Source organism: Pseudophaeobacter sp. A-200-2 (assembly GCF_041008815.1).
In the GTDB taxonomy this organism is placed as follows: domain Bacteria; phylum Pseudomonadota; class Alphaproteobacteria; order Rhodobacterales; family Rhodobacteraceae; genus Phycobacter; species Phycobacter gallaeciensis_A.
Genome location: NZ_JAXGFU010000001.1, coordinates 214,678 through 237,487 on the forward strand (window position 1 = coordinate 214,678; position 22,810 = coordinate 237,487).

General features: G+C 61.0%; 19 protein-coding genes. 9 read left to right on the plus strand and 10 right to left on the minus strand.

What is annotated here, in order from left to right; translation table 11 throughout:
* The first annotated feature begins 33 nt into the window (after nucleotides 1–33).
* Nucleotides 34–1,032 (plus strand): porphobilinogen synthase, encoded by a 999-nt coding sequence (hemB, locus tag SM766_RS00970; protein WP_274839188.1) that lies wholly within the window; start codon nucleotides 34–36, stop codon nucleotides 1,030–1,032.
* 186 nt (nucleotides 1,033–1,218) lie between these two features.
* The gene (locus tag SM766_RS00975) at nucleotides 1,219–1,794 is read left to right on the plus strand and encodes a lipid-binding SYLF domain-containing protein (RefSeq protein WP_065270233.1); all 576 of its coding nucleotides are present in this window, start codon (nucleotides 1,219–1,221) and stop codon (nucleotides 1,792–1,794) included.
* Nucleotides 1,795–1,894: 100 nt separating this feature from the next.
* Here the strand turns inward: SM766_RS00975 and SM766_RS00980 are convergent, their stop codons facing one another.
* On the minus strand, nucleotides 1,895–2,797 hold the full coding sequence (locus tag SM766_RS00980; protein WP_274832266.1) for an NAD(P)-dependent oxidoreductase: 903 nt from the start codon (nucleotides 2,795–2,797) through the stop codon (nucleotides 1,895–1,897).
* Between the two features lie 83 nt (nucleotides 2,798–2,880).
* On the opposite strand from SM766_RS00980, the gene SM766_RS00985 reads away from it, so the two are divergent.
* Together SM766_RS00985 and SM766_RS00990 are read left to right on the plus strand one after the other, a co-directional pair.
* Nucleotides 2,881–5,355 carry a penicillin acylase family protein gene (locus SM766_RS00985; protein WP_368946607.1) on the plus strand — a complete coding sequence of 825 codons (2,475 nt, stop codon included), beginning with the start codon at nucleotides 2,881–2,883 and terminating at the stop codon, nucleotides 5,353–5,355.
* Nucleotides 5,356–5,370: 15 nt separating this feature from the next.
* Nucleotides 5,371–6,567, plus strand: a complete 1,197-nt coding sequence (locus SM766_RS00990) for a cation:proton antiporter (RefSeq protein ID WP_368946608.1) — start codon at nucleotides 5,371–5,373, stop codon at nucleotides 6,565–6,567.
* A gap of 39 nt (nucleotides 6,568–6,606) precedes the next feature.
* On the opposite strand, the gene hflX is transcribed toward SM766_RS00990, so the two are convergent.
* The 4 genes from hflX to trkA form a co-directional block, all read right to left on the minus strand.
* Nucleotides 6,607–7,878, minus strand: coding sequence for a GTPase HflX (hflX, locus tag SM766_RS00995; RefSeq protein WP_368946609.1), 1,272 nt, complete (start codon nucleotides 7,876–7,878; stop codon nucleotides 6,607–6,609).
* Nucleotides 7,878–8,117, minus strand: a complete 240-nt coding sequence (hfq, locus tag SM766_RS01000) for an RNA chaperone Hfq (protein ID WP_008204623.1) — start codon at nucleotides 8,115–8,117, stop codon at nucleotides 7,878–7,880. The genes hflX and hfq overlap by 1 nt, the downstream gene beginning before the upstream one ends.
* A 132-nt stretch (nucleotides 8,118–8,249) precedes the next feature.
* Nucleotides 8,250–9,785: a TrkH family potassium uptake protein gene (locus tag SM766_RS01005; protein WP_274837026.1), complete on the minus strand. Its 1,536-nt coding sequence runs from the start codon at nucleotides 9,783–9,785 to the stop codon at nucleotides 8,250–8,252.
* A 1-nt stretch (nucleotide 9,786) separates the two neighbouring features.
* Nucleotides 9,787–11,163, minus strand: a complete 1,377-nt coding sequence (trkA, locus tag SM766_RS01010; protein ID WP_065270227.1) for a Trk system potassium transporter TrkA — start codon at nucleotides 11,161–11,163, stop codon at nucleotides 9,787–9,789.
* Between the two features lie 102 nt (nucleotides 11,164–11,265).
* Here trkA and SM766_RS01015 point away from each other — a divergent pair, with 102 nt between their 5' ends.
* On the plus strand, nucleotides 11,266–11,751 hold the full coding sequence (locus tag SM766_RS01015; RefSeq protein WP_368946610.1) for a hypothetical protein: 486 nt from the start codon (nucleotides 11,266–11,268) through the stop codon (nucleotides 11,749–11,751).
* A 106-nt stretch (nucleotides 11,752–11,857) separates the two neighbouring features.
* Here the strand turns inward: SM766_RS01015 and ntrX are convergent, their stop codons facing one another.
* From ntrX to dusB, 5 genes are all read right to left on the minus strand, one after another.
* Nucleotides 11,858–13,267: a nitrogen assimilation response regulator NtrX gene (gene ntrX / locus SM766_RS01020; RefSeq protein WP_274837020.1), complete on the minus strand. Its 1,410-nt coding sequence runs from the start codon at nucleotides 13,265–13,267 to the stop codon at nucleotides 11,858–11,860.
* Nucleotides 13,264–15,546, minus strand: coding sequence for a sensor histidine kinase NtrY-like (locus SM766_RS01025; protein WP_368946611.1), 2,283 nt, complete (start codon nucleotides 15,544–15,546; stop codon nucleotides 13,264–13,266). Before SM766_RS01025 ends, ntrX begins: the two co-directional genes overlap by 4 nt.
* A 98-nt stretch (nucleotides 15,547–15,644) precedes the next feature.
* Entirely contained in the window at nucleotides 15,645–17,015 is a 1,371-nt protein-coding gene (locus tag SM766_RS01030; RefSeq protein WP_065270223.1) for a response regulator, read from the minus strand.
* Nucleotides 17,016–17,018: 3 nt separating this feature from the next.
* Nucleotides 17,019–18,098 carry a two-component system sensor histidine kinase NtrB gene (locus tag SM766_RS01035; protein ID WP_116560293.1) on the minus strand — a complete coding sequence of 360 codons (1,080 nt, stop codon included), beginning with the start codon at nucleotides 18,096–18,098 and terminating at the stop codon, nucleotides 17,019–17,021.
* Nucleotides 18,095–19,081, minus strand: a complete 987-nt coding sequence (gene dusB, locus SM766_RS01040) for a tRNA dihydrouridine synthase DusB (RefSeq protein ID WP_368946612.1) — start codon at nucleotides 19,079–19,081, stop codon at nucleotides 18,095–18,097. The genes SM766_RS01035 and dusB overlap by 4 nt, the downstream gene beginning before the upstream one ends.
* 181 nt (nucleotides 19,082–19,262) lie before the next feature.
* Here dusB and SM766_RS01045 point away from each other — a divergent pair, with 181 nt between their 5' ends.
* The 4 genes from SM766_RS01045 to SM766_RS01060 all read left to right on the plus strand — a co-directional run bounded on the left by SM766_RS01045 (nucleotide 19,263) and on the right by SM766_RS01060 (nucleotide 22,736).
* Nucleotides 19,263–20,426, plus strand: coding sequence for a bifunctional 2-C-methyl-D-erythritol 4-phosphate cytidylyltransferase/2-C-methyl-D-erythritol 2,4-cyclodiphosphate synthase (locus SM766_RS01045; protein ID WP_368946613.1), 1,164 nt, complete (start codon nucleotides 19,263–19,265; stop codon nucleotides 20,424–20,426).
* Nucleotides 20,423–20,920, plus strand: coding sequence for a phosphatidylglycerophosphatase A family protein (locus SM766_RS01050; protein WP_368946614.1), 498 nt, complete (start codon nucleotides 20,423–20,425; stop codon nucleotides 20,918–20,920). The genes SM766_RS01045 and SM766_RS01050 overlap by 4 nt, the downstream gene beginning before the upstream one ends.
* Nucleotides 20,917–21,393, plus strand: coding sequence for a CinA family protein (locus SM766_RS01055; protein WP_368946615.1), 477 nt, complete (start codon nucleotides 20,917–20,919; stop codon nucleotides 21,391–21,393). Before SM766_RS01050 ends, SM766_RS01055 begins: the two co-directional genes overlap by 4 nt.
* Nucleotides 21,394–21,554: 161 nt before the next feature.
* A complete protein-coding gene (locus SM766_RS01060; protein WP_368946616.1) occupies nucleotides 21,555–22,736 on the plus strand; it encodes an ammonium transporter in 1,182 nt (393 codons plus the stop codon).
* The last annotated feature ends 74 nt before the right edge of the window (nucleotides 22,737–22,810 follow it).

Below are 22,810 nucleotides of genomic sequence, written 5' to 3' on the forward strand. Positions count from 1 at the left end.
CACAGGCGTGCCACAGAGAGATGAGAGACCACGATGAAGCCGACCGTCGCCCCCTTTCCCGCTGCCCGTCTGCGCCGCACCCGTGTCAGCCCCGCCATTCGCGGGTTGGTCCGCGAGAACACGCTGACCACGGATGATCTGATCTGGCCGGTTTTCGTGCGCGATGGTGAAGGGATCGTGGAGCCTGTCGTCTCCATGCCCGGGGTGGTGCGCCGGTCGGTCGACAAGATCGCCGAGGCGGCGGTCGAGGCACAGGCCCTTGGCATTCCGGCGATTTGCCTCTTTCCCTATACCGATCCGGCGCTCAAGACCGAAGACTGCGCCGAGGCCTGGAACCCCGACAACCTGTGCAACCGCGCCATCCGCGCGATCAAGGCCGTCGCGCCGGACATCGCGGTAATGACAGATGTGGCGCTCGATCCCTATAATATCAACGGTCACGATGGTTTTGTCGTCGATGGTGAGATCCTCAACGATGAAACTGTCGAGGCGCTGGTGAAGATGACCCTCGCGCAAGCCGAGGCCGGTGCGGACATCATCGGTCCATCGGACATGATGGACGGTCGGATCGCCGCCATGCGCAGCGGCCTGGAACAGGGCGGCCATCGCAACGTATCGATCCTGTCCTATTCGGCCAAATACGCCTCTGGCTTTTACGGCCCGTTCCGCGATGCGGTCGGTGCCTCTGGCGCGCTCAAAGGCGATAAGAAGACCTATCAGATGGACCCCGGCAACTCGGACGAGGCGCTGCGGCTGGTCGAACGTGACCTGCAGGAAGGCGCAGATATGGTCATGGTCAAACCCGGCATTGCCTATCTGGACATCTGCCACCGTGTGAAAACCACCTTTGGCACGCCCACCTTCGCCTATCAGGTTTCAGGCGAATACGCGATGATCCAGGCTGCCGCCCAGAATGGCTGGATCAATGGCGAGCAGGTCATGCTGGAAAGCCTTCTTGCGTTCAAACGCGCAGGCTGTGACGGTATTCTGACCTATTTCGCGCCTGAAACCGCACGGATCCTGAACGGCTGACCCACCGCTGTCCGGGATCAATTCCGGCGACGGACACTACCAGCCCCACAGCAACGCCCTGCGGGAAGCCGCTCAGGCGGGCTGCGGCGCTGTTGTCGTAGATGACAGCGGGCTTTTTTCCGCCTATGATCCTGCTCAGAGCCGAACAACCGGCCTTTATCCATAACGTGACAGGCAATACTTCACATGAGCAGACATATTTCCCCCCGCTTGACGCGCCGCGGCTTCACTCTTGGCATTCTTGCCGGGACCGGAGCGGTTGCGGCCTGTGGCAATGGCGTTGGCAACAACAATGCCGCCACCATCGACGCCCGAGTCGATGCCACCCTCAACCAGATGTACAGCCGATACCCCAACACCATCACGCTGGCCGAGAAATCGACTGGCATGCTGGTGATGCCGCTGGTCACCGAAGCTGGTTTCCTGATTGGCGGCGCTTATGGGCGCGGCGCACTGCGCATCAATGGCGTAACGGTCGATTACTATTCCACGGTCAAGGGCAACGCCGGGTTGCAAATCGGCGCCCAGCAATACGCCCATGTGCTGTTCTTCATGACCGACGATGCCCTGGCCGGGTTCCGACGCTCTTCGGGTTGGGCAGCCGGCGCTGATCTTGAATATGTGATCAAAGACGATGGCAACTCTGTCGCGGCCGATACCAATACCCTGACCTCTCCGATCCTGGCGGCCGTTTTCGCGCAGGCCGGTCTGCGTGTTGGCGCCACCCTGGAAGGCACCAAATACACCCGCATCATTCCCTGATCGGACACGGCTCAGCAGAATTTTCCGCTGAAGCAGCAGACGAAAAAAGGCGCGCCACATTCCGGGCGCGCCTTTTATTTCAGATGGTTGCGGGCTCTGTTTAACCTGCTGACTTCAGGCGTTTGAACAGCGACGAGGTATCCCAGCGCCCGCCGCCCATCTTCTGCACATCCTTGTAGAACTGATCGACCAACGCGGTCACCGGCAGGCTGGCTCCGGTTTCGTCTGCGGCATCCAGACAGATCCCCAGATCCTTGCGCATCCAGTCCACCGCAAAGCCATGTTCGAAATGATCGTCCAGCATGGTCTCATAACGGTTCGCCATCTGCCAGCTGCCTGCCGCTCCCTGGCTGATCACCTCGACCACGGCGCGGCCATCCAGCCCCGCCTTTTCTGCAAAATGCAGCGATTCCGCCAAGCCCTGCACCAAACCGGCGATTGCGATCTGGTTGCACATCTTGGTCATCTGACCGGCGCCGCTGTCGCCAATCCGGCGGCAGATGCGAGCATAAGCGTCAATGATTGGCTCCGCGCGGGCATAGGCCTCCGCTTCACCGCCGCACATCACCGATAGAACCCCATTCTCGGCGCCCGCCTGACCGCCAGAAATCGGCGCATCGACGAAGGAAATGCCCAGCTCGGCAGCCGCCTCGAACAACTCCCGCGTGACGCTGGCAGAAACCGTGGTGTGATCGACAAAAACGCCGCCCTTGGCCATCCCGGCAAAGGCGCCATCCGGCCCCAGGCAGACCGAGCGCAGGTCATCATCGTTGCCCACACAGGACATCACGAATTCCGCGCCCGCAGCCGCCTCGCGCGGAGTTGGCGCGCTGGCACCGCCGTGCTCCTTGACCCAGGCCTCGGCCTTGGCGGCGGTGCGGTTGTAGACCGTCACCTCGTGACCCGCCGATTGCAGGTGCCCGGCCATCGGATAGCCCATAACTCCCAACCCCAGAAATGCAGCTTTTGCCATGTGCTTTTCCCCTGTGCTTTCTTGGCATATGTTGACGCTACCCTAGCACTGGCGGCGCGGGGTGCAATCGTGCCAGGCCGCTGAACACAGAAAACAAAGGGAAAAACCTTTATATGGCACTCCTGTTCCGCTGGCTGATGCGACTGACCGCCACCTTGATTCTGCTGTCGCTCGCTGCGGTTGTCCTGGCCTACTATTTCGCCTCACAGTCTCTGCCCGACTATGACAAGACGATTGCCCTGCCCGGCCCCACGGCCCCGGTCGAGATTGTCCGCGACAACGCCAATGTGCCGCATATCTTCAGCAGCATCGGCGCCAGTGACGAGGACGTGTTTTTTGGCCTCGGCTATGCCCATGCGCAGGACCGCTTGTGGCAGATGGCTGTAATGCGGCGCACCGCGCAGGGACGTCTGTCTGAGATCTTTGGTACCCGCACCATTGAGGTCGATACTTTCGTGCGGCGGCTTGATCTTTACCGGCTGGCACAACAATCGGTCGCGGTTCAGACACCCGAAGCCATGGCCGCGTTGACCGCCTATTCCGCTGGTGTGAATGCCCGCCTGCAGGAGATCAACGAAGAGGCGCTGGGGCGCGGCGCGCCGGAGATGTTCCTGTTTAATATGCCGCTGGCCCCATGGCAGCCTGCCGACAGTATCGCGATCATGAAACTGATGGCGCTGAAACTGTCCGGCCATATGCGCGAGGAAATCCTGCGGGCACGCACCTCTCTGGCGCTCGCCGATCCGGAACGCCTGTTTGATATCCTGCCCGATGCGCCGGGATCCGGCACGGCCGCGCTGCCGGAATATGCGAGCCTGTTCCCAGATGCACCGCGCATCGCCGCCTCTTCGCCCGAACCGGAAAGTCGCCTGTTTCCGCTCGCGCCGCGCGGCCTTGGCGGGGCGTCCAATGCCTGGGCTGCCGATCCCAGTCGATCCGCCACGGGCGGCACCCTACTGGCCAATGATCCACATCTGGGCCTCAGCGCGCCCGGGATCTGGTATCTGGCGCGGATGGAGTTGGCGACCGGCGGCGTGATTGGCGGAACCATACCAGGGCTGCCTGCCGTGCTCACCGGACGCTCAAACGACTTGGGCTGGGGGATCACCTCTTCCTACATGGATGATCAGGATCTCTTCATCGAAAAGATCAATGCCGAAAATCCCGAAGAATATTTAAGTCCAACGGGTTACACGCCTTTCGTTACCCGCCGGTCCATCATCAACATCAAGGACGCGCCGCCAGTCACCTTGACCCTGCGCTGGACCGAGAACGGGCCGGTTCTTCCGGGGTCCATGTTCTCTCTGGCCACCATCACCCCGCCGGGTCACGTGGTCAGCCTTGGCTGGACAGCTCTATCGGGCGAAGATACCTCGGTCAGCGCCGCCATCGCTTTGATGCGAAGCGCCTCGGCCCGGGAAGCGATCCGCGTCGCCGAAGATTATATTGCACCTTCGCAGAACCTGACGCTGGCGGATAAGGAAACGATTGCCCTCAAGACCATCGGCGCCATTCCCCAGCGCGATGCACGCCATCAAAGCAAGGGCCGCCTGCCAAGCCAGGGCTGGCGCCGGGAAAACATTTGGAAAGGCCGCGCGCCCTATGCTGCCAACCCGGAATTCATCAGTCCCCGTGGCGGGATCCTGGGCAATACCAATAACAAGCTGCTGGACCGCCCCTTTCCAAACCATGTCTCCTTCGACTGGGGCGACACCCAGCGGATCAACCGCTGGCGCCGCTTGATGCAGAACCGCGAAGTGCATACGCGCGACAGCTTCATTGAGGCGCAGCTTGATACGGTATCCTACTCTGCCCGGGCCCTGCTGCCGCTGATCGGGGCAGACCTGTGGTTCACCGGCGAGGCCGCCCCCGAAGGTAGCCGCGAACGCCAGCGTCACACCGCGCTGACCCTGCTGTCTGAATGGAACGGCGAAATGAATGAGCACCTGCCGGAGCCGCTGATCTATGCGGCCTGGCTCCGGGCGCTGCAAGCGCGGCTGATCACCGATGATCTGGGACCGCTGACCGAAGAGTACAAACACGTGGATCCGCTGTTCATCGAACGGGTCTACCGCGACATCGATGGTGCTGCCGCCTGGTGCGATGTCCGGCAAAGCGCGCCGCAGGAAACCTGTACCGACATGGCACGGCTGGCGCTGGACGATGCGCTGATCTGGATCGAGGAACGCTATGGCACCGCGCTGGAATCGCTGCGTTGGGGCGATGCCCACCAAGCCACCCACGACCACGAGGTTCTGGGCGAGGTGCCAGTGCTGCGGTTCTTTGTGAACATCCGCCAGTCCACCAGCGGCGGCGACAACACCCTGCAGCGCGGGCGCACCTCTGGCGAAGGCCCGATGCCGTTTCAGAATGTCCATGCCGCCGGGTTCCGCGGCGTCTATGATTTCGCCGATCCGGACAGTTCGGTCTTTGTTACCTCCACCGGCCAGTCGGGACATTTCCTCTCGCGCCACTATGACGACATGGCCCAGTTGTGGCGCCGGGGTGAATATATCCCGATGTCTCTGGACGAGGATCTTGCCCGCGCGGCGGCAGTCGGGGTGACCCGTATCCTGCCCCGGAACTAGACAGAGAGCCCCTGGATGGAAGATCAAGCCGTCACTCTGATCATCTTTGGTCTTCTGTTCTTTGCCGGGTTGGCGGCCGACCGGATCGGGCGACGGTTGCGCCTGCCCCGTGTAACCCTGCTTCTGGGCTGCGGCTTGCTGATCGGTCACTCCGGGTTTGGTTTGCTGCCGGACAGCATCACGGAACTGTACCCAGTGATTGCTGTGGTGGCGCTCAGCGCGGTTGCGGTTCTCTTGGGCAGCGCCTTGTCCATGTCCAACCTGCGCCAGCATGGCCGCGTGGTTGTCGTCGTGTCACTGTCCATCGTTATCGTCAGTCAGGTCGCCGTCACAACCGGGCTTTGGGCCATGGGCCTGCCGCTGACGCTGGCCATCCTGCTGGGCGCGCTGGCCACGGCGACCGATCCCGCAGCCACCTATGACGTGATCGATCAATCCGGGCTGAATACCGGATTTACCCAAACTCTCAAAGGCTTGGTCGCCATTGATGATGCTTGGGGGCTGTTCGCCTTCAGCCTCGCATTGCTGATGATTGATCTCATCAGCGGTATTGGTGACGGTGTTGATACGCTGATCATCGCCACGCAGGAGGTTGTCGGATCGATAGGACTGGGGATCGCCATCGGCATTCCTGGTGCGCTGCTGACCGGACGGCTGTCAGATGGGGAGCCGCTGCGGATCGAGGCGCTTGGCCTGATCTTCCTGACCGCCGGACTGTCGCTGATGCTGGAGCTGTCCTATCTGATTGCAGGCATGACCGCCGGCGCAGTGATCGTAAATCTGGCCCGCCACCACACTCGGGCCTTTCACGAGATCCACAATTTCGAATGGCCCTTCATGATCATCTTTTTCGTACTCGCCGGCGCAACGTTGGACCCCGAGGCGCTGGCGACGCTGGGTATGGCGGGCCTTGGCTACTCAGTTCTCCGGGTGTTGGGGCGCATCTTTGGGGGGTGGATCGGCGGTATGCTGGCCCACGCCCCGGCGACCGAACGGCCCTATTACGGCGCCGCGATGCTGCCGCAAGCCGGGGTGGCAATCGGCATGGCGCTGGTCGCAGCCGAGCGGTTCCCCGAATTCGCCCCGTCGATCATGGCGCTGGCAATTGGAACCACGGTGGGGTTTGAGCTGATCGGACCAATCGTCGCTACAGCCACGCTCACACTGCAATCACGACCGCGTAGCGGTGCAACGCCGCCGGATTCTCACTAGCAGGTACTTCGGAGTTTCAAGGACGTACAGCACGACGGATCATAGCCCGTCGTACTGCGCCCGTTGTTTCGCAGTCCAAAGCACGGTGATATCAAAACCGCTCTCGGTCTGCTCTTCGGAGACGACAACATCCTGCGCGAACAGCCAGGCACGTTGCTTGCCTTGCGAAAAATCAAGGCTGAGCATCTCTTGATGCTTTGTGCCTTGCAGTTTTTCCGCGATATCCGCCAAGAGCCCGTCGATGCCTTCGCCGGTCAGGGCTGAAATCGCGTGGATTCCTTCCTCGCGGGCGGCGCGCTGGCGGCGGGCGTCGGCTTCTTCCTCGCTGAGATTGTCGAGCTTGTTCCAGACCTCGATCTGGGTGCGGTTTTCATCCACCCCAAGCGACGTCAGGATCGCGGCCACATCGCGGGCCTGATGCTCGGTTTCATCGTGGCTGATGTCACGCACGTGCAGGATCACATCGGCGGCCAGCACCTCTTCCAGCGTCGCGCGGAAGGCCGCGACCAACTCGGTCGGCAGATCCGAGATAAAGCCCACCGTGTCCGACAGGATCACCTCCGGACCATCAGGCAACAGCACCCGGCGCATGGTTGGGTCCAGAGTGGCGAACAGCATATCCTCGGCCATCACCTCAGCCCCGGTCAGGCGATTGAACAGGGTCGATTTACCGGCGTTGGTATAGCCGACAAGCGCGACAATCGGATAAGGCACCTTGGCCCGCGCGGCGCGATGCAGCGTGCGGGTTTTCACCACCTTGTCGAGCTGGCGGCGTAGGCGCACCAGCTGATCGTCAATTGCACGACGGTCCGCCTCGATCTGGGTTTCACCGGGACCACCAACGAAACCCAATCCGCCCCGCTGCCGTTCCAGGTGGGTCCAGGCCCGCACCAGCCGGGTCCGCTGATAGCTGAGCGCGGCCATCTCCACCTGCAGCACACCTTCTCGGGTGCGCGCCCGATCCGAGAAGATCTCGAGGATCAGCCCGGTGCGGTCGAGGATCTTGACCTTCCAGGCCTTTTCCAGATTTCGCTGCTGCACCGGAGAGACCGGACCGTCAATAAGGACCAGTTCCACCTCTTCGGATTTCAGCTTCTGCGCCAGTTCTTCGATCTTACCCGAGCCGAACAACATCCCCGCATGAGCCTTCGGCAAACGTACCACATCCGATCCGACAACGTCGAGATCGGGCAGCGCCTGCGCCAGCGCCACAGCCTCTGCAAGGGCGGGTTCGGGATCGCGCCGGTGTTGATCCGACTTGATCTCGGGATGCAGCACCCAGGCCCGGGTGCGCTTCCGGTCATGCTCCATCAAGAGGCGTCTTCACCTTCATAAAGGCTGATCGGCTGTGCGGGCATGATCGTGGAAATTGCGTGTTTGTAGACCAGCTGCGACTGTCCGTCGCGGCGCAGCAGGACACAGAAATTATCAAACCAGGTAATAACCCCCTGCAATTTGACCCCGTTGATCAGAAAAATTGTAACGGGAACCTTGGTTTTGCGAACGTGATTCAGGAAGGCATCCTGAAGATTCTGTCTGTCCGAAGCCATTATTATTATCTCGCCTTTTTTCTTGCTACGCGCTGCGGACCAACGCGCCTCGTTACAACCAACTATGGACGGAGACCGATTGGGTTTCCACCCGAAAAACATCAAATGCCAGAGCAGCGTAACGAGGTTTTCTTAACTGCGCCAGAGATTAGGCGACAAAAGCGCGATGATCGCCAGAGTTTCCAGCCGCCCGAGCACCATCGCAAAGCACAGCACCAGTTTGGCCGAGGGCACAAGCTGCCACAGCATGATCGGCTCGCTCGCCGCGACTTCGGTCAACGGGCCAGTTGTCGACAGGGCCGATACCGCCAGGATCAGCGAGGTTTCAAAATCCGTACCAAGTGCGGCAAGCACCGTGCTGATCAACGCCAGAGACAAGGCAAAGAGCATGAAAAAGATCCAGGCCACAAAGGCACCGTTCTTTTGCAGCCGCCGGTTGCCAGCCCCCTCACCGCTGACCGATGACGGATGCACCAGCCGTTCCATTTCGCCAAGCCCGTTTAGATAAAGCGCATAGACCCGCAGCAATTTGACGCCGCCCGCTGTGGTGGCCACCCCGCCGCCAATCAGCGACAGGCCCAGAAGAATCATACCCGGGGTTTCCAACCCCGACCATTGCCCGGCGGCCTCCCAGTCGGCGCTTTCAAATCCGGTGGTGGACAGGAAGGACATAACCGTGAACAGCGCCCCCCAGAAGGCGCGCAGCGCCTGCATGCCATCCTCGGCGCTGTTGACCTCAAACGTTGCCAGCCAGTGGCGCAGGAACAAGAGCGTCGGAACTCCCAGCACAATCAGCAGGCCGGAACGGAACTCCGGGTCACGATCCAGCCGCCCATCACCGGTGCTAACCGTATCGGAGGAAAATGTCAGCCGCGACAGGGCAAAGAACATGAACAGGAACATGACCATTTCCCCAGCCATACCGCTGTTTGCCGCCTCGGTGCCCCCGACCGATGAAATCCCCGAGGTCGCCATCACCGACATCGCATGGGTCAGCCCGGCCAACGATTTGCTGCCAGTCATCATCAAAAGCGTCCAGAGAACCAGCGTCAGCGCGAAATAGACCGGCGTCAGGGTGCGTGCGACCGTGATCAATTGGCGCCGAGGATCCGCCTTTTGCATCAGAACAGGTGTCGCGCCACCGCCGCCCGGCTCCCCCTTGGCGGTGACTTCGAAGCCGCCCAGGAACATCGGCGCCAGAACCGCCGAGGCGGCGATCCACATCAAAAGGCCGCCAAGCCAGCCAACAATCGCCCGCCACAGATGCACGCTGGGCGGCAGCCGCCCCGGATCGGCAAAGATATCGGCGCCCGTTGTGGTGACGGCGCTGACCATGTCGAAATATGCGTTGAGGAAGCTTGTGTTTTTCAACGCATCCTGCACGGGAAGCGCGAGAAACAGCGGCAATACTGCAAAGGTTGCCAGCAGCGACAGCAACTGCCCCGGCATGCCATAGCGGGGCACCTTATTGCCTAGCGACAAGGCAATCACAGCGATCACAAAAAGCCCCAAGAGGCCGGAGAAAAAGAAACTTTGCGATGTCGGGTGGTCGTTCAGGATCACCGCATGGGTAGCCGGCACCCACATGGCCAGGCAAGCCACACCCCAGATCAGCAGGAACAAGGGCAGACGCAACAGCCCGCCCGCGGTATGATTGCGTGCCGCCATCCTAGAAGTAGTCGATCGAAACCTGCATCAGGCGCTCGACCTCTGGAACATCGGCGGCCATCGCAAAGATCGCGATGACATCACCCTCTTCGATGCGCATTTCGCCGCTGGGTCGCAGGACCTCGCCTCCCTTGCGCACGGCGCCGATCAGTACGCCTTCGGGGAAGGGAATATCGCGAACCGCTTGTCCCGCCATCGGAGAGGTTCCCAGAACCTCAGCCTCGATCACCTCGGCTTCGGCATCGCCAATGGAATAGACCTGTCGAACGCGGCCATAGCGGATGTGCTGCAGGATCGAACTCACCGTGGTGGAGCGCGGGTTGATAAAGGCGTCGATCCCGAGAGGCGCCATCAGCGGCAGCAAGGTCGGATCATTGATCAGGGCCACCACGAAAGGGCAGCCTTCGGATTTGGCGCGCACGGCCGCCAGCATGTTGGTCTTGTCATCGTCGGTGACAGCAAGCATGGCATCGGCGCGATCAATACCGCCTTCAATCATCAGAGACCGGTCCAGCCCGTCACCGTTCAGAACGATGGTCCTCTCGAGTGTTTCAGCCGCCCGCTCGGCGCATTTGCGGCTTTTCTCAATGATCTTAGCGCGGATCCGTCCGGTGCGGTTCTCAAGCGCCTTTGCCACTTCAAGGCCCACATTACCGCCGCCCACGATCACCACCCGATCCTGGCGTTTTTCTTTCTTGCCAAAGACTTCGATGGTTCTGCTCACGTCGTCCGTGTGGCAAAACACATAGGCGCTGTCGCCGACGAACAGCTGATCGCCCGGTTCCGGTGCAAACAGGCTGCCATCACGCCGCACACCCACAACGATAGCCCGCAGGGTGGAAAACAGATCCGTCAGCTGCCGCAGCGGCGTGTTGACCACCGGGCAATCCTCGTCGATCTGAATGCCGAGGAGCTGCGCCTTGCCACCCATGAAGGTTTCCGTGTCAAACGCGGCCGGTGCCAGAAGCCGCTGAATGGCGGCGGCGGCGACCTCGCGTTCGGGGCTGATCACCACATCGATGGGCAGATGGTCACGCCGGTACAGGTCGGAATAGATCGCATTCAGGTAGCTGCGCGCCCGCAGCCGGGCAATCTTGCGCTGGATCGAGAATACCGAATGGGCAACCTGACAGGTCACCATGTTGACCTCATCCGAGTGGGTTGCGGCGATGATCATATCCGCATCCCGCGCCCCTGCCCGCTCCAGAACATCCGGGTATGAGGCAAAGCCAGCAATCCCCTGAACATCCAGCGTATCTGTCGCGCGGCGCACCAGATCCGGGTTGTTGTCGACAACTGTCACATCGTTGTGCTCGCCGGACAGGTGCCGCGCGATCTGCCAGCCAACCTGGCCGGCGCCACAGATGATAACCTTCATGATCTTTTCCCTTGGGCGCGATCTTGCCAGTTTTGAATGACAGAAGCCGCCAGAGGGGTCAAATCAATTGTACTGACCGTCATCGCGGGGCATTCTGGCAGCATGACCCGTGCTCACCGCCGCTTCCGATCCCTGTTCGCCGTGCCCGTTTTGGGCGCCGTCCTTGCCGGATGTGGCCCAGTGCCGGTCTATTACCGCGAAGGCGCTGATGTGCAGAGGCTTCAGGCAGATACGCTTTCCTGTCAGGTCAGCGCGCTGGAAAAGGCGCCCGTGGCCAATGAAATTCGTCAGCGCCCGCCCGTCTATTATCCCGGCGGGCAATATTGCAGGGACGGCAACTGCTGGAGCCGCCCCGGATACTGGGTTGATGGTGGCATCTATACGGTTGATGTGAACCAAGGTTTGCGCAGGCGGTTAGAGCAAAGCTGTATGGCCAAGAAAGGGTATCAAGAGGTACCCCTGAGGCGCTGCACCACCGCCGAAGTCGGGCAGCGTCTGGCCGGACAATCGAGCCGCCTGCCGCCGCTGACTGGCGATGCCTGCGTCTGGAAAGGCCCTGACAACACCCTGCATGTCCTGACGCCGTAGTCGGCTACACTGCCGCCCAGAACACCGGGTTTCTTCAGGTTTCGCAAACACAATGGCAGCAGGCGCGCAGACCGTGCCTACGCGCCCCGTCATCCGCCCGCAGCGGTCAGACCATATCTTCTTCCTGCTCCACATGGGCGACGCGCGCGCCAGCCTTGTTCGAGGTGACAACGCCAAGCGATTTCAGTTTGCGGTGCAAGGCCGAGCGTTCCATGCCCACAAACGAAGCCGTGCGGCTGATATTGCCACCGAACCGGTTGATCTGGGTCAGCAGATATTCGCGTTCAAAGGCCTCGCGGGCCTCGCGGAGCGGCAGCGTCGCCAAGGCCCCGGACAGGACGACGCGACCCTCGTCTTCGACCTTTTCCTCTTCACGCGGCAGGTCGCGCGCCTCGATCGGGCCATTGCCATCGCCAAGGATCAGGATCCGCTCCACTAGGTTTTTCAGCTGGCGGACGTTGCCGGGCCACATCATGGTCTGCATCAGTGCAACCGCCTCATCCGTCAGTTCACGCAGTGGCAGGCCCTGCGCCTCATTAAAGCTACGGATGAAGTGTTCGGCCAGAACAGGAATATCCTCGCGCCGATCTGCGAGCGTCGGCACCGCAATCGGCACCACGTTCAGCCGATGATAGAGCTCCTGCCGGAAACGATCCGCTTCAATTTCTGCCTCCAAGGCCTTGTTTGTGGAAGAAATCACCCGCAGATCGACCCGCACGTTCTCGGATCCACCAACCCGCTGGAACTGCTGATCAACCAGCACCCGCAGGATCTTTGACTGGGTGCCGAGCGGCATGTCCGCGACCTCGTCAAAGAACACCACGCCGCCATGTGCCTGTTCCAGCAATCCCGGCTCAACCCCGCGGTCCGTGGTTTCACGGCCAAACAGCACCTCTTCCATCCGTTCCGGCTCGATGCTGGCGCAGTTCACCGTCACGAAGGGAGCCGAGGCACGGGCGGAATTGGAATGGATATAGCGCGCGGCGATATCCTTGCCCACGCCGGCAGGTCCCGTCAGCATCACCCGGCCATTGGATTTGGTGACCTTGTCGAGCTGTGCCACCAGCGCCCGGAAGGCTGCGGAATTGCCGATCATCTCGGCAGCTCCGGTTTCCTTGCGGCGCAGATCGGTGTTCTCACGGCGCAAGCGTGAAGTCTCCATCGCACGCCGGATCACCACCATCAGCTGATCGATATTGAAGGGCTTTTCGATGAAGTCATAGGCGCCCTGTTTGATCGCCGCGACCGCAATCTCGATATTCCCGTGGCCTGAGATGATCACCACCGGTACTTCGGGATTGTCCCGCTTCACGGTTTTCAGGATGTCGATGCCGTCCATCTGGCTGTCCTTGAGCCAGATATCGAGGATCAGCAGCGCCGGAGGCTCCTGCCCGATCTCGGCCATGCATTCCTCGGAGTTCGCCGCCTTGCGCGTGGCAAACCCCTCATCTTCCAGGATATCGGAAATCAATTCGCGAATGTCGCGCTCATCGTCAACGATCAGAATGTCACTCATGTCAGACCTACCTTCACTGTATTTCTGTTAGCCTCAGCCGTACGTACGGCGTCTGGCAGGCGGATCACCGCCATGGCTCCAAAATGGTTCTGTCCTTCGAACACCGGCGCATCCTCAAGCGTCAGGGTGCCGCCGTGTTCTTCGATAATCTTCTTCACAATTGGCAATCCCAGCCCGGTGCCTTCGTTCCGGGTGGTTACATAGGGTTCAAACAACCGCGCGCGGTCCTCTGGCAAGCCGATGCCATTATCGGCAATCGTTACCTCATACCCCCCTTTATCGGCCCGGCGCAGCGCCACGCGAATTTGCGGATCCAGATCCTCGGGCGCACCTTTTTTCTTCAGGCTTTCAATCGCTTCACCGGCATTTTTGATCAGGTTGGTCAGCGCCTGTCCGATCATCGTCGCATCCAGATCTGCACAGCACACGGTATTGGGCAAATCCGCCGTAATCGTCACATCCGGCTGGCCGGTGCGTTGCAGCACCACCGCGTCCTGCACCAGCTTGGCCAGATCTTCTTCATGGCGTTCCGGTTCCGGCATGCGCGCGAATTTTGAAAACTCATCGACAATCCGGCGCAGATCGTTGGTCTGGCGCACGATCACATCGGTCATGGCTTGCAGTTGATCGCTGTTTTCCTCGCCTAGCTTGGGCGCGAACTTACGCTTGATCCGCTCCGCGCTCAGCTGGATCGGGGTCAGCGGGTTCTTGATCTCATGAGCGATCCGGCGGGCGACATCGCCCCAGGCGGCCATCCGCTGGGCGCTGACAAGGTCAGTCACATCGTCAAAAGCCACCACATAGCCTTCGAGGTTGCCATCATCGGACCGGCGCTGCGACATCCGCACCAGCAGGTTTTCCAACCGGCCATGCCGCGTCACCTTGATCTCATCCTGCGCGGTTTCCGCGCCATCCTTGGTCAGGGTTTCGAACAGCGGGCCGAATTCCGGCACCGCAACGGCGAGCGCCAGCGATTGCCGGTCCCCGTGCCAATCCAGCAGACGTTCCCCGGACCGATTCACAAAGGCGACCCGGCCTTCGGCATCCAGCCCCACGACACCCGAGGTAACCGAGGAGAGAACCGAATCGAACAGCCTGCGACGGCGCTCAATCTGGTCGGTGTTTTCCAGCAAGGTCTTGCGCTGTTGTTTCAGTTCCCGCGTCATCCTGTTGAAATACTGGCCAAGTTGGGAAATCTCGTCACCGCCGTTCTCTTCGGGCACCTGCACGTCAAGGTCACCGCCACCGACCCGGCGCGCGGCCACGGTCAGGCGACCGACAGGACCGGACAAACGTTCCGCAAACCACATGCCCAACCACATGGCCGCCAGGATCAGGATCAATGCAAACCCGATGTACAAAAGGCCGAATTCGAACAGCACCCGACCGCGCTCTTTCTCAAGCTGTTGATAGAGGTTCGCGGTCTGCTGGGTTTCATCCAGAAGGTTCAGCAATTCACCATCCACATCGCGGCTGATGTACAGGAACCGGTCGACAAAGGCGTTCAGGCGCACAATGGCCCTGAACTCGTTATTGTCCCAGTCCTGGATGATGCTCATCCCCTGCTCAGCCGCCTCGGTGATCTGTTCGGGATCGGGATGTTCGAAATCAAATTCGTAGGAACGTTCACCCCGCGCCCGGATATCGCCAACGCCATCGATGACATAGGCCTCGCGCAGGCCACGCTGGATCTGCAGCTGTCCCTGCGACAGAACCTGCCGCAGCTCTGCATCGTTCATGAAAAAACTACGCGAGCGGCTGGTATCTAGGTAACGCGCAAGCGCCTCGCCATCTTCGGAAAGGTCGCGCCGTTGTTCCACCTGATAGGCCTCGGCAGCCGCAAGCGACGAGCCGATGACCTGACGGACACGCTGGGAAAACCAGCCCTCAAGCCCAACATTCACCGTCAATACTGCAAAGATCGCGACGATAACCGTGGGCACCAGCGCCAAAAACCCAAAGGCTCCGATTAGCCGCAGGTGCAGTCTGGAGCCAGCCGATTTGGAACGGCGCGCCGCGAACAGACGCACAATCTGGGTCAGCACCAAGGCGGCAATCGCCATGATGTAGACCATGTCCGCCAGCAGAATCAGGCGCAACGACATAGAGGATGCGCCGTGCCCCAAAGGACCAAAGATCAGAAACGTCACCAGAGCCAGAATCGGCCCCAGCAGGACAAGGCCAAGGGTGCCGATATTGCGCGCCTTCCGGGTTTTCCGCCACCGGTCAAACGCCGCGAGCGTTCTGAATCCCCCGCGAAGATGTGACTTCTGCGCCACTGGCTGCCCTCATTCTGATGTATGGCCTTCTAGGCCAACCGCCACATGTCGTGACCTCACCGACGGCTGTGCCGGTCGGCCACGTTTCTGTGGCGATATTACATCAGTTTGCGCCGCCGTGTCACCTCAATATCAAGGTCCGTAATTTTCTTTCTCAGGGTATTGCGGTTGATGCCCAGCAATTCGGCGCATTTCGCCTGATTTCCGCCGGTTGCAGCCAGCGCAATCTCGATCAGGGGCGTCTCTACTTCGCGCAGCAGCCGTCCGTAAAGCCCCGGCGGCGGCAACATGTCGCCATGCAGATCAAAATAGCGTTGCAGGTGGCGCGCCACGGATTCGGATAGCTTTTCGTTGACTGCGCCACTGACCATGGGTTCGGCCCCGGTCTGCGGCCCCAGCGCCGCCGCAACATCGGATTTACCGATTTCCTCGCTCCGCGCGGTCAGCGCCAGTCGGCGAACCACGTTTTCCAGCTGGCGCACGTTCCCGGGCCAGGCGAAATGGCGCAACAGCTCGCGTCCTTCCTCGCTTAGCGTGCGGTGCGGCGCGCCTTCGTTCTCCGCCCGGATCAGGAAGTGCTCCGCCAAGAGCGCTATATCCTCGACCCGTTCGCGTAGCGCGGGCACGTGCAGTTCCGTCCCGCAGAGCCGGTAATACAGATCGGCGCGCAGCTCCCCGGCCTCCATCGCCGGAGCCAGGTCTTTCTGGCTCGTCGCCATGAAACGCGGAGAATGATCACTGGTCGCATCCATCATGCGCACCAGCCGGGCCTGCGCCTCATCCGGCAGATCCAGAAGCTCATCAATCAGCAGCGTGCCGCCCTTGACCTGCGACAAAAGCCGTGCAGGACCTTCGAGCTCGATCAGCTCGGCGGCAGTGGCGGTAACATAGGGCAAGGTACGCCGGTCGGAGAAATCGTGAATAGCACGCGCAATCAATGACTTGCCCGTACCACTTTCACCCGTAACCAAAAGCGGCATATCGGTATTCATCACCCGCGCGATCAGGCGGTACAGGCCCTGCATCACCTCGGTACGACCAACGAGAGGCAGTTCCTCGGGGCGGTCGCCTTCTTCTTCCGAACGGGCCGTGGTCGCGGTGGTCCGTTTCTCCGACAACGCCTTGGCCGTGCGCTTCATCAGCTCCGGCAAGTCAAAGGGTTTCGGCAGGTAGTCATAGGCATCCGCCTCGGCCGCCTTGATCGCGGTCATGATGGTGTTTTGGGCCGAAATGACGATCACCGGCAGTCCGGGACGGTCCTCGGCAATCTTGGGCAGCATTTCCAACCCGTTTCCGTCCGGCATCATCACGTCGGAAATCACCACATCACCCTTACCCTCGGCCACCCAACGCATCAGCGTGGTCAGGGATGAGGTCGCATGAACCTTGCATCCGGCCCGCGTCAGCGCCTGTGTCAGAACCGTGCGAATGGTGCGGTCGTCGTCTGCGACCAGAACGGTGCCATCCATCGATCAACTCTCCTGCGATTGGACGTCGCGCGGAACGCGCGACAAAGAAAGCCTGAAAACTGTGTGCCCCGGTTCGGAGCTGACAGAAATCCAGCCGTCATGGTCAGCAATGATCTTGCTGACCAATGCGAGCCCCAACCCGGTGCCGTTTTCGCGCCCCGAGACAAAGGGATCAAAAATGTCCTCCCTGATGGTGTCCGGCAGCCCCGGTCCATCGTCGATGATCTCGATCTGAAGCGGTAACAGTTTCCCGGTTCCATCGCTGCGGCGCAGCCGGAAGGAATGCTCGTAAAAGGTACGGATCCGAATTTTTCCGCCTTTTTTGCCAGCAGCTTCGGAGGCGTTCTTCAACAGGTTCAGGATCACCTGGAGCAGCTGATCTGCATCGCCCCAGGCCGAGGGCAAGGACGGATCGTATTCTTCTGTGATCGTCATATTGGCGCCGAACCCCAACAGCGCAGAGCGCCGGGCCCGGTCCAGAACATCGTGCAGGTTCACCGGTTTGAAATCCGGCTCCGAGAGGTTGCCGAATTGCTCCACCTGCTCCAGCAGTTTCACGATCCGGCGGCTTTCGCTGACGATCAGATCGGTCAGCTCCAGATCTTCGGCCGACAGGTTCATGCTCAGCAGCTGCGCCGCGCCGGTGATCCCGGCCAGCGGGTTCTTGATTTCATGGGCCAGCATTTCCGCCATCCCGATGGCAGATTGCGCCGCCGATTTAGCAGAATGGTTCTGCGTCATCCGCCCGGCGAGTTCACGCGGGGACAGCATCAGCAGCATCATCCCCTCGTGGCCGCTCACCGGGGAAATCTGCACCCCGCATTGCAGTGGCGCACGGCTGCTGGCGCCGACGTCAATGTCATTCACGAACAGGGGCGTGCCCGAACTGCGGCTGCGCGCAAAGGCATCCGTGATCGGCGCATCGATATAGATCTGGCTCCAGACCGGTTTCCCCATCAACGCCTTGCGCGAGGTGTTGAGGAAACCCTCCGCCGCAGAATTTGCATCCGCGATCAAGTCTTCCGCATCAATCAGAAAAGCCGGGACCGGAAGCGAAGCCCATAGCGCACCATCGTCAATCACGCTGCTACCTCGTCTGTTTGCTCACTCAAAGCTGCCTCAAGAAGAACCAGAACCTGATCCGGATCGCGCTCAGTCAGAACTGCGCGGCGCAGAACGGGGCCACTACCTGCGGCATCCATGTACCAGCCCAGATGTTTGCGTGCGACGCGGGTGCCCAGATCGATGCCGTAGAAAGAGAGCATTGCCTGATAATGTTCTGAAACCATGTCAAAAAGCTGTTTCCCTTCGGGGACATCCGGCTTGGGCGTCTGCCACAAATCATGCGCCACTTCGGCCAATAGCCAGGGCCTGCCCTGGGCGCCGCGGCCGATCATCACCCCATCAGCGCCGGATTGGTCCAGCGCCTGATGGGCCGCGCCCGTGCCAGTAATGTCGCCATTGGCCAGAACCGGTATATCCACCGCGTCTTTGATGGCTCGGATCGCTGCCCAATCGGCGGACCCCTTGTAGAACTGGCAGCGGGTGCGACCATGGATGGTCACCATCTTAATGCCCGCATCTTCGGCCCGCCGCGCCACCGAGGCGGCGTTGAGACTCCCCTCATCCCAACCAAGGCGCGTTTTCAGCGTCACCGGGATATCGACCGCCGCCACGACGGCCTCGATCAGCGACAGGGCGTGATCGGGCGTCTTCAACAGCGCCGAGCCGGAATAGCCATTGGTCACCTTCTTGGCCGGGCAGCCCATGTTGATATCGATAACCCGCGCGCCCCGGTCCGCAACCTGCCGGGCGGCCTCTGCCATCCAATGGGCTTCGCGTCCGGCCAGCTGAACCGCCGTATTCTCCACATCCGCGCTCAGCTCAGCCCGCTCACGCACACCGGGCTTGGCCTGCACCATTTCCTGGCTGGCCACCATTTCGCTGACCGTCAGCCCAACGCCAAAGGAGCGGACCAGATCCCGAAACGGGCGGTCCGTGATTCCGGCCATCGGCGCGAGTGCGATCGGCGGTGTCATAGAGGTGGTTCCGAGGCTGAAGGGCAACTGCCTAATCCTTGTGCAACTGAGACTTTTCTAACCGGGAGCGCCGGGGAGAGACAATGAAATGGCCCCGAATGATCCAATATTCCAGATCGACTGCCTATTTTTTAAGCGCGAACCCATGGGTGATTGCCTCTGTAACCGGCAGGTCCTAAACAGCCAAGCAAAAGCCGGAGGCTGCCTTTTGACCACTGCCGCACTTATCGTTGCCGCCGGTCGCGGAACCCGCGCAGGCGGCGGTCTTCCCAAGCAATGGCGCCCCCTGAAAGGGCGCCGCGTCATCGACTGGACCCTTGCCGCCTTTCGGCAGGCGGGGATCGAGAAGATCGCCCTGGTCCTTTCGCCCGACGACAGCAAAGCATGGGCCGAATTTCAGGGGCAGCCGGGGATTGTTCTGGCCCCTGGGGGCGATACACGCTCCCGCTCGGTGCTGAACGGGCTGGAGGCGATCGAGGCGCAGGACATCGCCCAAGTGCTGATCCACGACGCGGCCCGCCCCTGCATTTCGCCCGATTTGATTCATGCGGTTGAGGAGGCGTTGAGCACAAGCGTAGCGGCGGCCCCGGCGCTGGCAGTCACCGATGCGCTGTGGACCGGGCAGGACGACAAGGTCACCGGCACCCGCGACCGCGACGGGCTATTTGCGGCGCAGACACCGCAGGGCTTTCGCTATGCCGAGATCCTTGCCGCGCATCGCGCCCATCCGGGCGAGGCAGCAGACGATGTCGCCGTGGCCCGCGCGGCCGGGCTTGACGTTGCCATCGTTCCGGGAAATCCAGACAATATCAAAATAACCGGCCCTGCGGATTTTGCCCGGGCCGAGTTAATTTTGGGCAGAGCAGACAGCGACAGGTCAAAAGAGGACAGGATGGATATCAGACTGGGCAATGGCTACGACGTTCACAGATTTGGCGCGGGCGACCATGTCGTTCTGTGCGGCGTGAAAATCCCGCATGACAAGGGGTTGCAGGGTCATTCTGATGCAGATGTCGGCATGCATGCGGTCACTGATGCGATTTATGGCGCGCTGGCCGAGGGCGATATCGGCCGCCACTTCCCGCCGTCTGATCCGCAGTGGAAAGGCGCGGCGAGCGACATCTTCCTGCGTCACGCCGTCGAGCTGACGCGCAACAAAGGCTTCCAAATCTCCAACGTCGACTGCACGCTGGTTTGTGAATACCCCAAGATCACCCCGCATTCCGCAAAGATGCAGGCACAAATGGCATCGATCCTTGGCATTGATGCAGATCGGGTCTCGGTCAAGGCGACAACATCCGAACGGCTCGGCTTTACCGGGCGCAGCGAAGGGATCGCGGCGCTGGCCACCGCGGCATTGGTGAAATCATGAATATCGCAACAGCAATCGGAACCGTTCTGGGCGTCGGTTATCTGCGCCCGGCCCCCGGCACCTGGGGATCCTTGGTGGCGCTACCGCTGGCCTATGGCTTGCATCTGGTTGGCGGCTTTCCCCTGCTTGCTGCGATGACCCTCCTCTGCACCGCCGCGGGTCTCTGGGCTGCAGCCGAGATGACGCGCGGCAAGGAAGACCTCGACCCGTCAGAATTCGTTATGGATGAACTGGCCGGTCAGTTCCTGGCGCTCTGGGCGATTTCCTATCCATCCTGGGCGCATGGCATCGACATCACCGCCCTATGGCCGGGCTGGGTCACGGCCTTTGTGCTGTTCCGCCTGTTCGATATCCTGAAACCCGGCCCCGTCGGCTGGGCCGACCGCAAGAAAGGCGCGCTCGGAGTGATGATGGACGATGTGATCGCCGGGATCTTTGCCGCCATCGGCGTTGCTCTGCTGGCTGGCCTGTCGCATGGGGTGCTGGGGCTGTGAGTGTTGATGTCGCGGATCTGATCGCCCGCGCAGCCAAGGCAGGCGTGACCATCGCCACCGCCGAAAGCTGCACCGGCGGTATGGTCGCAGCGGCCCTGACCGATATTCCGGGCTCATCGGCGGTGCTGGATCGTGGCTATGTGACCTATTCCAACACCGCCAAAACCCAGATGATCGGCGTGCGCCCGGAAACGTTGGACGCATTCGGCGCGGTGAGCGAGGAAGTCGCGCGGGAAATGGCCGAAGGTGCCCGCGCCCGCGCCGGAACCACCCTGGCCGTGTCGATCACCGGGATTGCCGGACCGGGCGGGTCCGAGTTCAAGCCCGAAGGCCGGGTCTGCTTTGGCCTCTCTGCCGAAGGGCGGGAAACTCATGTGGAGACCATCGAATTTGGCGCCCTAGGCCGCCCGCAGGTTCGCGCCGCCAGCCGGGATCATGCCCTTTCCCTGCTGGAACGGGCCACTTCACATTAAGTCCACAAAGCGGGCAAACGAGCGCATTTCTTGCCCAATATTTAATCGCTTCGCTAAAAGCTGCAAAAAACAGCACCCAGGCGCCGTATGGTGCTTCTTTTAGCATCGCTCTTGCGTTTTGTCGGCCTCCAACCACTCAATCTTGATGGAAGGAACCCAAAATGAACGGAGCTGATACAGCCTGGATCATTGTGGCGACGGCTTTGGTGCTCTTTATGACGCTCCCCGGTCTCGCGTTGTTTTACGGCGGGCTGGTACGTGCCCGAAATGTGCTCAGCGTCTTCATGCATTGCTACGCAATTGCCTGCTTGATGAGCGTTCTGTGGCTGGTCGCGGGATACTCCATCGCATTCGGCGGCGGCACCAGCGGTTACTGGGGCGGGCTGGACAAGCTGTTCCTGAGCGGCGTTGATGCAGACAGCCTGGCAGGCACCCTGCCCGAAGTGCTGTTCTTTGCCTTCCAGATGACATTTGCCATCATCACACCAGCGCTGATCGTCGGCGCCTACGTGGAGCGGGTTGGGTTTGGCTTTGTGCTGACCTTCTCCGGGCTGTGGATGCTCCTCTGCTATGCGCCTGTGGTGCATTGGATCTGGGGCGGCGGCATGCTGTCCGATGGCGGTATCTTTGGCGACATTGGCGTGCGTGATTTTGCCGGCGGTATCGTGGTGCATGAAACCGCAGGCCTTGCCGCGATCATCATTGCCGTCTTCCTTGGGCCGCGCAAAAACAGCACCACCCCGCCGCACAATCCCGGCTTCGTGGTCATCGGTGCAGCCATGCTCTGGGTTGGTTGGTTCGGCTTCAACGGCGGCTCGCAACTGGCAGCAGACGGCGGCGCAGCCATGGCGCTGACCGTAACGCATATTTCCGCCGCCACCGCATCGCTGACCTGGGCGCTGTGGGAAAAGATCAAATACGGCAAAGCCTCGGTTGTCGGCATCGTCACCGGCACCATCGCAGGCCTTGCCTCGATCACGCCGGCCAGCGGGTTTGTCGGCCCGGTTGAGGCCCTGATCATCGGCGCCATCGCGGGTATCCTGTGCCAGGAAGCGGTCAATCTGGTGCGCAATGTGCTGAAGATCGACGACACGCTGGATGTCTTTGCCGTGCACGGCGTTGGCGGCATCTTCGGTACCATCATGATTGCCGTCTTTGGTGCAGGCAGCTGGGCTGCGCAACTGGGTGGTCTGGCGGTCGTCGGGATCTTCACAACGGTTGTCACTGTGGTTCTGGTCAAAGTGGTGGCTGCTGTCACCGACCTGCGCGTCGATGCAGAAGCCGAAACCAACGGTCTGGATATCTCGGCCCATGGTGAACGGGCCTACGATCTGTCCAGTTAAGACAACAACTTAGAGAATTGAAATTCCTGAGACAGGCCCCTTTTTTGAAGGGGCCTGTTTTGTGTCAGCCGGTG